10 protein-coding genes are annotated in these 13,892 nt (G+C 62.8%); 6 read left to right on the forward strand and 4 right to left on the reverse strand.

The annotated features are described in order from the left end of the window. Positions 1–19: 19 nt before the first annotated feature. The 4 genes from AC1L34_RS17280 (at position 20) to AC1L34_RS17295 (ending at position 9,456) form a co-directional block, all read left to right on the forward strand. Positions 20–808, forward strand: a complete 789-nt coding sequence (locus AC1L34_RS17280; protein ID WP_424323312.1) for a hypothetical protein — start codon at positions 20–22, stop codon at positions 806–808. Next, entirely contained in the window at positions 808–1,593 is a 786-nt protein-coding gene (locus AC1L34_RS17285; protein WP_480034965.1) for a hypothetical protein, read from the forward strand. The genes AC1L34_RS17280 and AC1L34_RS17285 overlap by 1 nt, the downstream gene beginning before the upstream one ends. A 322-nt stretch (positions 1,594–1,915) precedes the next feature. Then, positions 1,916–5,416 carry a DNA-directed RNA polymerase subunit beta gene (gene rpoB / locus AC1L34_RS17290; RefSeq protein WP_424321993.1) on the forward strand — a complete coding sequence of 1,167 codons (3,501 nt, stop codon included), beginning with the start codon at positions 1,916–1,918 and terminating at the stop codon, positions 5,414–5,416. An 83-nt stretch (positions 5,417–5,499) separates the two neighbouring features. Then, on the forward strand, positions 5,500–9,456 hold the full coding sequence (locus tag AC1L34_RS17295) for a DNA-directed RNA polymerase subunit beta' (RefSeq protein WP_424297178.1): 3,957 nt from the start codon (positions 5,500–5,502) through the stop codon (positions 9,454–9,456). Between the two features lie 164 nt (positions 9,457–9,620). Here AC1L34_RS17295 and AC1L34_RS17300 read toward each other — a convergent pair whose 3' ends face one another. Further along, entirely contained in the window at positions 9,621–10,544 is a 924-nt protein-coding gene (locus AC1L34_RS17300; RefSeq protein ID WP_480035347.1) for an alpha/beta hydrolase, read from the reverse strand. 356 nt (positions 10,545–10,900) lie between these two features. On the opposite strand from AC1L34_RS17300, the gene AC1L34_RS17305 reads away from it, so the two are divergent. After that, positions 10,901–11,503 carry a hypothetical protein gene (locus tag AC1L34_RS17305; protein WP_424295567.1) on the forward strand — a complete coding sequence of 201 codons (603 nt, stop codon included), beginning with the start codon at positions 10,901–10,903 and terminating at the stop codon, positions 11,501–11,503. Further along, positions 11,496–12,602, forward strand: a complete 1,107-nt coding sequence (locus AC1L34_RS17310) for a DNA polymerase IV (protein ID WP_424321838.1) — start codon at positions 11,496–11,498, stop codon at positions 12,600–12,602. Before AC1L34_RS17305 ends, AC1L34_RS17310 begins: the two co-directional genes overlap by 8 nt. On the opposite strand, the gene AC1L34_RS17315 is transcribed toward AC1L34_RS17310, so the two are convergent. Genes AC1L34_RS17315 through AC1L34_RS17325 form a run of 3 tightly spaced genes read right to left on the reverse strand, consistent with a single transcriptional unit; the run spans position 12,599 to position 13,887 of the window. Further along, positions 12,599–13,093, reverse strand: a complete 495-nt coding sequence (locus AC1L34_RS17315) for a nucleoside deaminase (protein ID WP_424295571.1) — start codon at positions 13,091–13,093, stop codon at positions 12,599–12,601. The two genes, AC1L34_RS17310 and AC1L34_RS17315, sit on opposite strands and share 4 nt — an antisense overlap. A gap of 30 nt (positions 13,094–13,123) precedes the next feature. After that, positions 13,124–13,609, reverse strand: coding sequence for a SixA phosphatase family protein (locus AC1L34_RS17320; protein WP_424295573.1), 486 nt, complete (start codon positions 13,607–13,609; stop codon positions 13,124–13,126). Further along, positions 13,606–13,887 carry a hypothetical protein gene (locus tag AC1L34_RS17325; protein ID WP_424295575.1) on the reverse strand — a complete coding sequence of 94 codons (282 nt, stop codon included), beginning with the start codon at positions 13,885–13,887 and terminating at the stop codon, positions 13,606–13,608. The genes AC1L34_RS17320 and AC1L34_RS17325 overlap by 4 nt, the downstream gene beginning before the upstream one ends. Positions 13,888–13,892 lie beyond the last annotated feature (5 nt).

Raw genomic sequence — 13,892 nt, forward strand, 5'->3', positions numbered from 1 at the left:
GTGACTACAGTTGCGCTCGATGACACACGACGACAGCACACCGGACGAGACAAACGTCGACGAGACCGTTGCGGACGCCACGTCCGAGGTGGCCGCCGACGCGTCGGCCGCGGATCCCCCAAACGCCGATGACGCAGACGCCGATGACGCGGATGACGGGGATGCGGACGACGCCGACACGGATGCCGCGGACGATGGCCGGGACGAAGAGGACCCTGACGACGCTTCGCCCAGGTCTCCGCTGGCGTCGTTGGCGTTAGCGTCAGCGGTTGCGGCTTTGGTTGCGGCAGTCGTATGCCTTGGCTACTTCGGGTACACCGGTATCCGCGCGTACACCACCGACTCGGCACGGGAAACGCTCCGCACCGAATCAGTCGATGCGGCGGAGCAGGCGGCAATCAACATCACGACCGTTGACCCGTCCGACCCCGAGGGCTGGAAGAAGCGTCTCGAGTCATCGTTGACCGGTGATGCTTGGAAGCAAGTTAACGCGCAGGTCGTCGCCGATGTGGAACGACAGGTCGCGGCGAGCGGATCGAAGCCGGGCAAGATCGAATCGCAGGTCTCGCGAAGCGCCGCGACCGAGGTCGACGCCGACGAGAATCGCGCCACCGTCCTCGTGTACGTGAAGGTGAAGGCAACCGTGCCGAACCAACAGGCTGCGGCGAACCAAATGGGTTTCTTACTGACCATGGTTGAAGTGGACGGTATTCGGAAGGCAGAGAAAGTGGTCCCGTTGCAGGCGGTCGCCTACAGCGACGCGGGTTCGGATGTTTCACAGCAGCCTCAACCGGAGGGCGGTAACTGATGGCCACCGGTAAACCACGCAGCAGCGGTCCAAAGCGGACACCGAAGGTCGCCGGTCGCGGTGCCCCGCGAGTAACGGTCTCTAAGTCTGGCGTCGATCCGGTATCGGCGGCCGAACCAGCAATTGTCGAACCAGAAGCAAGTGGCGCAGACAAGCCGGCACCGACGGCGAGTGGTTCGACCCTTTCGGGAGTCGAACGCAAACGTCGTGCGGCGGCGGCTGCGCAATCGGCCAAGGCCGAACAAGAGGTCCGGGACAGCGAGATTGAAGCCGGCCCGGCAGCCCACGACACCGCGTCGACTTACCGGTTGGCAGGCCTGCTGGGTGCCATCGCGGCCGTTATCGGCGCGATCGCCGCAGTCTTCGCCTTCCATCCGGGGGCATCGGTCACCGACAATGTCGCCTTCGTCGATCAATCGGCGACCACGCGGTTGATTTCGGAGGCGACCCAGGCGGCGTGCACGCCATTTGCCTTTGACTACCGCACCATTGACAAGTCGTATGCGAAGGTTCGCGACGCGTTGACCGGGGAAGCCGCTCAGCAGTTCCGCGACTACGAGGCGACCAACCGCAAGGCTGCGGTCGACTCGAAGTCCGGCTCGGATTGCCAGGTGGAGTCCATCGGGGTGTCGTACTTGAATGGCGACGACGCGGTGGTTCTCACGCAGTTGCTTGTTAGTACGACCCAAGACGGCCTGATTGCGAGCAATGCTTCGCCGCACGTGCAGTTGACGATGAAACTGATCGATGATCGTTGGCGGATTGCCAAGGTCGGCGACTTCTGACGAAACTCGCCTGTTCGGGTGGTTTTATCGGAACTTTTCGGCGCGTATGGCTTGACGTAGCGGCCTAGGCGAGTCAATCTGTGTCCAGCCGATTGTCACGGGCAGGCAGCCGCAGACAGGCTAACTCAATGGGTGGTATACATCCCCGTTAATTTCTGATACAGTTGGACGTTGCGCTGGCTGCCTCCTGTCCGCTGATCGTTCATCCTTCCAGCCGTCCCTTTTTGGGAGGGCCCTCGGGTGGTGATTTGTGCAGGTTGCACAGCCGCCGCAGGCCACATTGGCCAACGCACCGAGAAACTTCGTGTTGGAAGGACGCATCTTGGCACTCGACCGCCAGTCCACCTCAACCACAGCGGGTTCAATCCCGGGCGCGCCGCAGCGCGCTTCCTTCGCCAAGATTGATGAGCCACTAGAGGTTCCAGGTCTGCTTGATTTGCAGCTGGACTCCTTTGAGTGGCTCGTGGGTACGCCCGAGTGGCGCGCAAAGGCGATTGCAAGGGGTGAGGAGAACCCGGTTGGCGGACTTGAGGAAGTCCTCCGCGAACTCTCACCCATTGAAGACTTCTCGTCTTCCATGTCACTTTCCTTCTCCGACCCGCACTTCGACGAGGTCAAGGCCTCCATTGAGGAGTGCAAGGACAAGGACATGACCTACGCGGCACCGTTGTTCGTCACCGCGGAGTTCATCAACAACAACACCGGCGAGATCAAGTCGCAGACCGTCTTCATGGGCGACTTCCCGATCATGACCGATAAGGGCAGCTTCGTCATCAACGGCACCGAGCGTGTCGTCGTGAGCCAGCTGGTTCGTAGCCCCGGTGTGTACTTCGACTCCAGCATCGACAAGACCACGGAGAAGACGCTCCACTCGGTCAAGGTGATCCCGGGCCGCGGTGCCTGGCTTGAGTTCGACGTCGACAAGCGCGACACCGTTGGTGTGCGTATCGACCGCAAGCGTCGCCAGCCGGTCACCATCCTGCTCAAGGCCCTCGGCATGACGACCGAAGAGATCTCCGAGCGTTTCGGATTCTCCGAGATCATGATGTCGACCCTCGAAAAGGATTCGACGACCAACCAGGACGAAGCGCTCCTCGAGGTTTACCGCAAGCTGCGTCCGGGCGAGCCCCCGACGAAGGAGTCGGCAGAAAGCCTCCTGGAGAACCTGTTCTTCAAGGACAAGCGCTACGACCTCGCTCGCGTCGGCCGCTACAAGATCAACAAGAAGCTTGGTCTCACGGCTAACCCGATGGTCGGCGAATCGACGCTGACCACCGAAGACATTATTGCGACCGTCGAATACCTGGTGCGTCTGCACGAGGCCGACCCGCACCAGCAGACCATGATGACCGTCCCGAACGGCGTCGAGGTGCCCGTCGAGGTCGACGACATCGACCACTTCGGCAACCGTCGTCTGCGTACTGTCGGTGAGCTGATCCAGAACCAGATTCGCGTGGGCCTGTCGCGTATGGAGCGTGTTGTGCGTGAGCGCATGACCACCCAGGACGCCGAGGCAATCACCCCGCAGACCCTGATCAACATCCGGCCCGTTGTGGCTGCGATCAAGGAGTTCTTCGGAACCAGCCAGCTGTCGCAGTTCATGGACCAGAACAACCCGCTGTCGGGTCTGACGCACAAGCGTCGTCTGTCGGCTTTGGGTCCCGGCGGCCTCTCACGTGAGCGTGCCGGACTGGAAGTTCGTGACGTTCACCCGTCGCACTACGGTCGCATGTGCCCGATTGAGACTCCGGAAGGCCCGAACATTGGCCTGATCGGTTCGCTGTCGGTGTATGCGCGGGTCAACCCGTTCGGCTTCATCGAAACGCCGTACCGCAAGGTCGTCGACGGTGTGCTCACCGACGAGATCAAGTACATGACCGCCGATGAGGAAGACCGCTTCCTCATTGGTCAGGCGAACACCAACTACGACGCCGACGGTCGCATCAGTGATGAGCGCGTCCTCGTTCGTATCAAGGGTGCCGAGGTCGAGTTCGTTCCGGCCAAGTCGGTCGAGTACCTTGACGTTTCGCCGCGCCAGATGGTGTCGGTCGCTACCGCGATGATCCCGTTCCTGGAGCACGACGACGCTAACCGTGCACTGATGGGTGCCAACATGCAGCGTCAGGCAGTGCCGCTGGTTCGCAGCGAGTCGCCGCTTGTCGGTACCGGCATGGAACTGCGTGCCGCCGTCGACGCTGGCGATGTCATCGTCACCGGCAAGACTGGCGTGGTGGAAGAGGTTTCGGCCGACTTCATCACGATCATGGCCGACGACGGTACCCGCGACAGCTTCCGCCTGCGGAAGTTCGAGCGCAGCAACCACGGCACCTGCGCCAACCAGGTCCCGATCGTTGACGAAGGTCAGCGTGTCGAGGCCGGCCAGGTTCTGGCCGACGGACCGTGCACCGATCAGGGCGAAATGGCGCTGGGCAAGAACTTGCTCGTCGCGATCATGCCGTGGGAGGGCCACAACTACGAGGACGCGATCATTCTGTCGCAGCGCCTCGTCGAAGAGGACACCCTCACCTCGATCCACATCGAAGAGCACGAGATCGATGCGCGTGACACCAAGCTCGGTGCTGAGGAAATCACTCGCGACATCCCCAACGTCTCCGATGAGGTTCTCGCGGACCTCGATGAGCGTGGCATTGTCCGCATTGGTGCTGAGGTCCGCGACGGCGACGTCCTGGTCGGCAAGGTCACGCCGAAGGGCGAGACTGAGCTGACTCCGGAAGAGCGTCTGCTCCGCGCGATCTTCGGTGAGAAGGCCCGCGAGGTTCGCGACACGTCGCTGAAGGTTCCGCACGGCGAGACCGGCAAGGTCATCGGCGTCCGCACCTTCAGCCGCGACGAAGACGACGATTTGGCGCCCGGCGTCAACGAGTTGGTCCGCGTCTACGTGGCACAGAAGCGCAAGATCCAGGACGGCGACAAGCTCGCTGGCCGCCACGGCAATAAGGGCGTCATCGGCAAGATTCTTCCGCAGGAAGATATGCCGTTCCTCCCTGACGGCACCCCGGTCGACATCATCCTGAACACCCACGGTGTTCCGCGTCGTATGAACATCGGCCAGATCCTCGAAACCCACCTCGGATGGGTTTCGAAGGCCGGCTGGAACATCGACACCGCGCAGTTGGAAGAAGAGTGGGCCAAGCGCCTGCCCGAGGCGATGCATTCGGCTCCGCCGAACACCAACACCGCCACCCCGGTCTTCGACGGTGCCAAGGATGACGAACTGGCGGGCCTGCTGGGCTCCACCCTCCCGAACCGCGACGGCGACGTCATGGTTGGACCGGACGGCAAGGCCACCTTGTTCGACGGTCGTTCGGGCGAGCCCTTCCCGTTCCCGGTCTCCGTCGGCTACATGTACATCATCAAGCTGCATCACTTGGTGGACGACAAGATTCACGCTCGTTCCACCGGTCCGTACTCGATGATCACGCAGCAGCCGCTCGGCGGTAAGGCACAGTTCGGTGGCCAGCGCTTCGGTGAGATGGAGTGCTGGGCAATGCAGGCGTACGGCGCCGCCTACACCCTGCAGGAACTGCTCACGATCAAGTCGGACGATGTGGTTGGCCGCGTCAAGGTCTACGAGGCCATCGTCAAGGGCGAGAACATCCCCGAGCCCGGCATCCCCGAGTCGTTCAAGGTGCTCCTGAAGGAGCTCCAGTCGCTTTGCCTCAATGTGGAGGTCCTCTCGAGTGAGGGCACCGCAATCGAGATGAGCGACACCGACGACGAGGACCTCGAGCGCGCTGCTGCCAACCTTGGCATCAACCTGTCGCGTAATGAGGCCGCCACGGTGGACGACCTCGCTAACTGACCTGACCGACCGACCTGGAGGGCCGGTGCGAAGTTCACACTCCGCACCGCCCGCTGACAATAAGAGACACTGAAAGGCAACTAGTGCTCGACGTCAACTTTTTCGACGAACTCAAGATCGGCCTGGCGACGGCCGACGACATCCACAACTGGTCGTTCGGTGAAGTCAAGAAGCCGGAGACCATCAACTACCGCACGCTGAAGCCTGAGAAGGACGGCCTGTTCTGCGAGAAGATCTTCGGACCTACTCGCGACTGGGAGTGCTACTGCGGTAAGTACAAGCGCGTCCGCTTCAAGGGCATCATCTGCGAGCGTTGCGGCGTTGAGGTCACCAAGGCCAAGGTCCGCCGTGAGCGGATGGGCCACATTGAGCTGGCCGCCCCGGTCACGCACATCTGGTACTTCAAGGGCGTTCCGAGTCGCTTGGGCTACCTGCTCGACTTGGCTCCGAAGGATCTCGAAAAGATCATCTACTTCGCCGCCTACGTGATCACCGCGATCGACGACGAACTCCGCCATGCGGAACTGTCGACCCGTGAAGCTGAGATCGGTGTGGAGCGCAAGGCGATCCTCGACGACATGGAAGCTGCGCTCAACGAGCGCCAGCAGAAGCTCGAAGCCGACCTGGCTGAGCTCGAAGCTGAAGGTGCCAAGGCCGACGCCAAGCGCAAGGTGCGCGATGCCGCTGAGCGTGAGCTCAAGCGCATGCGTGACCACGCCAACCGTGAGGTCGAAGCTCTCGACGAGATCTGGGACAAGTTCACCAAGCTGTCGCTCGGTGACCTGATCATCGACGAGCGCCTCTACCGCGAGCTCGAAGACCGCTTCGGCGAGTACTTCACCGGCTCGATGGGTGCCGAGGCCATCAAGCGTCTGCTCGAGACCTTCGACATCGAAGCTGAAGCTGAATCGCTGCGCGAAACCATCCGCACCGGCAAGGGCCAGAAGAAGCTGCGTGCGCTCAAGCGACTCAAGGTCGTTGCGGCGTTCCAGCAGTCCGGCAACTCGCCGCAGGCCATGGTCCTCGACGCCGTGCCGGTGATCCCGCCGGAGCTGCGTCCGATGGTTCAGCTCGACGGTGGTCGCTTCGCGACCTCCGACCTGAACGACCTCTACCGTCGTGTCATCAACCGCAACAACCGCCTCAAGCGACTGATCGACCTCGGTGCTCCCGAGATCATCGTCAACAACGAGAAGCGGATGCTGCAGGAGTCGGTCGACGCCCTCTTCGACAATGGTCGTCGTGGACGTCCGGTCACTGGACCGGGTAACCGCCCGCTGAAGTCGTTGAGCGATCTGCTCAAGGGCAAGCAGGGTCGTTTCCGCCAGAACCTCCTCGGCAAGCGCGTCGACTACTCGGGCCGTTCGGTCATCGTCGTCGGCCCGCAGCTCAAGCTGCACCAGTGCGGTCTGCCGAAGCTGATGGCTCTCGAGCTGTTCAAGCCGTTCGTGATGAAGCGTCTGGTTGACCTCAACCAGGCTCAGAACATCAAGTCGGCCAAGCGCATGGTGGAGCGTCAGCGCCCCGCCGTGTGGGACGTCCTCGAAGAGGTCATCTCGGAGCACCCGGTTCTGCTGAACCGTGCACCTACCCTGCACCGCCTCGGTATTCAGGCGTTCGAGCCCCAGCTGGTTGAAGGCAAGGCAATTCAGCTGCACCCGCTCGTCTGTGAAGCCTTCAACGCCGACTTCGACGGTGACCAGATGGCAGTTCACCTGCCGCTGTCGTCGGAGGCACAGGCTGAAGCTCGCATCCTGATGCTGTCGAGCAACAACATCCTGTCGCCGGCTTCGGGCCGCCCGCTCGCTATGCCCCGCCTGGACATGGTGACCGGTCTGTACTTCCTGACGACCCAGAAGGATGGGTTGATCGGCGAATACACCCCGGCCACCAAGGACGACGTGGAACGCGGCGTCTACTCGACCCCGTCTGAAGCGATCATGGCCGTCGACCGCGGCGCCCTGTCGATTCAGTCGCGCATCAAGGTGCGTCTGACCGAGCAGCGTCCGCCGGCCGATGTTGAGGCCGAGCAGTTCCCCGACGGCTGGACCCGTGGACAGGCGTGGGAGACCATCACGACCCTCGGTCGCGTGCTGTTCAATGAGCTGCTCCCGCGTGACTACCCGTTCATCGACGAGCAGATGCCGAAGAAGCGTCAGGCCGTGATCATTAACGATCTCGCCGAGCGCTACCCGATGATTGTCGTCGCTCAGACTGTCGACAAGCTGAAGGATGTCGGCTTCTACTGGGCAACCCGTTCGGGTGTCACCGTCTCGATGTCGGACGTTCTGGTTCCCCCGGCCAAGGCCGAGATCCTGGAACGTTACGAGGAGCGGGCCGACGGTCTGGAGCGCAAGTTCCAGCGCGGTGGCTTGACCCCCGACGAGCGTCGTGACGCCCTAGTTGAGATCTGGAAGCAGGCCACCGAAGAAGTCGGTAAGGCGCTTGAGGATTACTACCCGGACGACAACCCGATCACGATGATCCCGAAGTCGGGTGCAACCGGCAATATGACGCAGGTGCGTAACCTGTCGGGCATGAAGGGCCTGGTGACAAACCCGAAGGGTGAGTTCATCCCGCGCCCGATCAAGTCGTCGTTCCGTGAAGGTTTGACGGTTGCCGAGTACTTCATTAACACGCACGGTGCCCGTAAGGGTCTGGCCGATACGGCTCTGCGTACCGCTGACTCGGGTTACCTGACCCGTCGTCTGGTGGACGTGTCGCAGGACGTCATCGTTCGCGAGACCGACTGTGGCACTGAGCGCGGCATCCTGGTGACGCTCGGCGAGAAGCAGGCCGACGGCACCATCATCCGCGATGCACACGTGGAGACGTCGGCTTACGCACGGACCTTGGCGTCCGACGCGGTCGACGCTGACGGCAACGTCGTCGTTGAGCGTGGCAATGACTTGGGCGATCCGGCTATCGAGGCACTCCTCGCCGCTGGCGTCACCGAGGTCAAGGTGCGTTCGGTCCTCACCTGTGGCACGGGCACCGGCGTTTGCGCGCTTTGCTACGGCCGTTCGATGGCCACCGGCAAGCTCGTCGACATCGGCGAAGCGGTCGGTATTATCGCCGCTCAGTCGATTGGTGAGCCCGGTACCCAGCTGACGATGCGTACGTTCCACCAGGGTGGCGTCGGTGACGACATCACCGGTGGTCTGCCTCGTGTCACCGAGCTGTTCGAAGCCCGTGTCCCCAAGGGCAAGGCTCCGATCGCCGAGGTTTCCGGTCGCATCCGCATGGAAGACGATGATCGTTTCTACAAGATCACCATCATCCCGGATGACGGGAGCGAGGAAGTCGTCTACGACAAGCTCTCGAAGCGTCAGCGTCTGCGTGTCTTCAAGCACGAAGACGGCAGTGAGCGTCTGCTCGCCGACGGTGATCACGTCGAGGTTGGTCAGCAGCTGCTTGAGGGCGCTGCCGACCCGCACGAGGTGCTCCGCGTCATGGGCCCGCGTCAGGTGCAGATCCACCTCGTCAACGAGGTCCAGGAGGTGTACCGCAGCCAGGGTGTGTCGATCCACGACAAGCACGTGGAAACGATCGTCCGGCAGATGCTGCGTCGCGTCACGATCATCGATTCCGGTGCGACCGAGTTCCTGCCAGGTTCGTTGACCGAGCGCGCCGAGTTCGAAGCCGCGAACCGCAACGTGGTTGCCGAGGGTGGAGAGCCGGCTGCCGGCCGTCCGGTCCTCATGGGCATCACGAAGGCTTCGCTGGCCACCGACTCGTGGCTGTCGGCCGCGTCGTTCCAGGAGACCACTCGCGTGCTGACCGATGCGGCTATCAACAGCCGTAGCGACAAGCTCGTCGGCCTCAAGGAGAACGTGATCATCGGTAAGTTGATCCCGGCCGGTACCGGCATCAACCGTTACCGCAACATCGAGGTTCAGCCGACGGAAGAGGCTCGTGCAGCCGCTTACGCTCTGCCGACCTACGACGACACCTACTACAGCCCGGACGGCACCTTCGGTGCCCCGAGCGGTGCCGCCGTTCCTCTCGACGATTACGGCTTCGGCAGCGAGTTCCGCTGACCTAGCCGAAGGCCCCCGAACCGCTAACGGTTCGGGGGCCTTTTCGTTGTCGCGCCCGGAAATACATACATCCGCGTAGTTCGTTGGTCTTCGCTCCGTCACAGACGGAGCGAAGACCAACGAACTACGCGGATGCGTTTGTTCAGCACCTACGGCGCCTGTCGCTATGCGCCGATGGCGCGGGCGATCATGGGCCAGGAGTTGCGGAGGTCAGCGTAGAAGAGGTCCCAGGTGTGGACGCCGTCGGGGCGACGCACAAAGCGGTGACCGATGCCGAGGCCATTCAAGCGGTTCGACATGTTGGTGGTGCACTGAAGGGCGATGGCCTCGATGATGTTGCCCCCGACCAGGCCGCTACCGTTCTGGAGCAGGCTGCCGTCGACGGGGCCGGCGATCCCGGAACCCGCGGACAGGTAAATGGCCTTGCCGCGGAGCTTGCCCGCGTTGATGACCGGATCGTGCTGACGCCACATGGCGCTACCGGGTGCACCCCACATGTTCGCGACGTTGCCGCCGCCCCGAGCGACGACCGCCATCGTCGCGAGCTGGCCGAGGGGATCGGTTGTGCCGGGGCAGCCGCTATAGGCGGCGACCGCCCGATACAGGCCGGGCATTTGGGTCGCGAGATCGAGAGCCGGCCCAGCCGACATTGAAACGCCAGACAGGGCATTGATGCCATTGGTGCGGAACTGCCGATTCACAGCGGCTGGGAGTTCCTTCGTGATGAAGGTCTGCCACTTGTTTCGTCCAAGCGCCGGATCGTTCGAGCGCCAGTCAGTCATCATCGAAAACCTGCCGCCAATCGGCAGAACGACGTTGACGCGCTTACCCGCAAAGAACTGTCGGACCCGGGTGTTGTTGAACCAGGAGATGCCGTCCTCGGCACCGCCTGCTCCGGGCAGCATGTAAAAGGTCGGCAACCCAGCGGGACGACCGACCGGATGGAGAACGTCGCTACGAACCCAGCGGTGCATCGCCTGCGAGTAGACGGAGATCGTGGTGTTTGTTGCGCTGACAGGTTTTGCGACCGGCGTGACCGGGTCCGCCGTGGCCGTGGGCGCGGGGCCAACGATCAGACTGGACACCATTGCGAGCACAACAGCCAGCGCGACAACCGGTGCACGAGAACCAAATTCGAACGAAGTGCCGGGTATGCGCAGAGCCATCATCTGTTTGACGGTACGCAACTGGGCATTCTCCAGCGACGTTCGGGTGCCGGTCGTTTCCCAATCGATAGCGACATGTTGCGCAATCACGCGGTGTGGTCGCCCCTAGCTGCGGCAGATAGGGGACGAACGTCGACAGCATCGACGATGTGGGGCATGGCGATGGCCGCGAACATGAATACCGACGTTGTGCCGGAATTGCATTGCAAGGATGGGCGACCCGCGGCGATGAAGATGAAAGGGAGATCCCAATCTCCCGAATGGATTACCGTCAGCCCATGCTCATCTCACGGTTACAAGCTCTGGGACTGGTCGTAGGTCCGGCCATCTTCGCACTGTCCCCGCTGTTCTGGAACGACGGGCATTACGGAGTGGCAGGCGGAATGCTCATTGCCGTGTCGACCGTGCCGTGGGTCTTCGGCCTGCTCGGTGAGTACGAGAACCTGCGAAAACCCTTCCCCGTCGTTTCCGGGCTCTGGGTCCTGCTGGTGCTGATCGGCATGTTCGGGACCGTCGCATTCGGGCTGCAGGGCTTCTTTGAAGCCGTGTTCGGGGCCGACAACAGTTCGGCCCTCGCGGCGTTCGACGGCTATCCGACGGTCGGCACGATTATGTTCTTGCTGGCCGGGCCGACCTTTCCGTTCGCGCTGATGGTTTTCGGGGCGATGCTGTGGCGGGCGCGCACGGTGCCCCAGACCTGCGTCGTCGCGGTGCTCGTCGCCGCGGTCGCGTTCCCGATTGCGCGCGTCACGCGCGAGGCACCGGTAGCTTTCATCGCCGACCTCGTCATGCTCGCGGCGTTCTGCGGAGTGGCGTGGTACGCGTGGCAGCGGTCTAGTGATGCCGTCGGCTCAACGCGAATACAGTCGAAGCATGGGTGACCCGCCGCGCTACCGCTGGCTGTTGCACATCGACCTCGACCAATTTCAAGTCTCGGTGGAACGACTCCGCCGGCCTGATCTTGCTGGTCGCGGCGTGATCGTCGGTGGGGACGGCGATCCGGCCCGGCCACGGCAGGTCGTGACATGCGCGTCGTATGAGGTGCGGGCACTGGGCGTCCGCGCCGGAATGCCGATGCGGGCCGCCGCGAAAAAGGTGCCCGACGCCGTCTTTCTGCCGCTCGACATGGCCGCATACGAGGAGGCGTCAGCGCGCGTCATGAACGTCGTCGCTCGGGGCGGCGATGCCCTGGAAGTGTGGGGTTGGGACGAGGCGTACCTCGGCCTGGAAGTGCAGTCAGAGCCCGCAGCCCGCAGCGTTAACGACGTGATTGCCGTGGCGCAGCGCGTCCGACAGTCAGTACTGGTTGAGACGGGCCTGCACAGTTGCGTAGGAATCTCCGACAACAAACAGCGGGCTAAAGCCGCGACAGGGTTTGCGAAACAGGCGGTCCGAGACCCGGCGGCCTCGCCGGACGACCGGGTGTTTGTCCTCGACGACGGCAACTGGTCGTCGCTGATGGACGACCGTCCGTGCCGGGACCTGTGGAGCGTCGGCTCGCGGACGGCAACCAAACTCGCTGAGGCGGGCATCGACACCGTCGCCCAGTTGGTGGCTACCGACCGCGAACAATTGGTCGCGATGTTTGGTCCGCACCAAGGCAATTGGTTGTATGTGCTGTGCCGCGGTGGGGGAGACGACGCGATCTCCGACGAGCCGTACATCGCCAAGTCGCACTCCAAGGCGCGCACGTTTGATGTGGATCTCACTGATCGCGACGATCTGCGCGCGGCGGTGCGCGACCTGACGAAGGAGGCGTTCGATCAAGTAGTTGCCGAGGCGCGGGTACCGTTTCGGGTCGGTCTAACGGTCCGGACCGCGTCGTTCTTCACCCGCACAAAGATGCGGAAGCTGCCGGAACCAACCATCGACTTCGAGACAATCGTCGGCACGGCAATCGCTCTCCTCGACGCGTTCGACATCCAAAAACCCATCAGGCTGATGGCTGTGCGGCTGGAGTTGTTGGATCCGGCCGTTTAAACGCCTGCGGAGCGGGCGTGCAACTGGCGTAGCTCGTCCTCCAGCTCCGGAGCCGGTCCAGCGACAGCAACATCGGGCGCGACCTTGTTAATCGGCAAGGCGGCGACCGGCAATGCTGGCAGGCCCCAACTGGTTCGCCAGACGGATAGTTGATCGGAACTGGCGGCGTACACAATGCGGCCAAGTCCAACCCATGCGTGCGCTGCTGCGCACATCGGGCAGTGTTCGCCCGACGTGTAAACGGTGGCGGCTGCGCGTTGCTCCTCGGTGAGGTTCTTGGCCGCCCAGCGGGCGATCGCGAACTCGGGGTGACGCGTGTGGTCGCCGCCGCTGACCCGATTGCGGTCCGCGAATCGGATGACGCCAGCATGGTCGACGATAAGGGAACCGAAGGGTTCATCGCCCTCGTCGAGGGCTTCGCGGGCAAGGGTGACGCAGCTTCGCAGGTGAACCAGGTCCGCATTGGTCGGAGTAGTGATCACGGGGGCCATGGCTGCGAGCGTACCTGGCGCGTGGATGGGTTACCGCGGGACTTGAAACCCGACGAGTCGGGCATCGGGATCGACGTCGATGCCGAGCCGATCCCACGGAACGCCAACTTTCACGACGGCGTACGCCGACGTCGGGAAGCGGTCGATCTCGCCGTTCGGGTCGAGGGCGAGGGCAGCCTCGGGCATGCCGGGGAAATGTCCAACCACGAGCACGGTGGAGGCGTCAGCGGGCGCATAGATGCGGATGCTCTCGAAGATCTCGGCGGGGGTTCCCCCGTAAAGGTCGCTGACGTATTCCGTTGGCACATCGATCTCGGTTTGCGCGAGCGTCATTCGGGTGCGTTCGGCGGTAGAACACAACGCGAAGTCGACGTCGATGCGGTCGTCGGTGAGCCATTGGCCAGCGAGCGCTGCCTGGCGCATGCCTCGTCCATTGAGCGGGCGGTCATGGTCGTAGACACCATCGGGGTAGGCCGACTTTCCGTGGCGCATCAGAACCAGTGTGCGGTCGCTCATGCGATTTCGCCCATGGCCGCACGGGCAGTCAGAGTTGAGTCGCTCGCCATGATGCGCAGCATCTGCACCGTTTCGCTCCACGCCGAAACTTCTTGCGTGTAGAGCACAAACTCCATGTACCGATCGTCGAGCATGGCCTCATCGGCGAGAGCGGTCAACTCCATCAGTTCATCGACGCACTGCGTTATCAATGACGGGATCCGGGTGCCGGAGCAGGCCGCGGCTATCTCGTGCGACGGCAACGTCGCCAAGCGTTCGAGAGCTCTGCGATAACTCATAGAAC

Source organism: Gordonia sp. 34D (assembly GCF_056682775.1).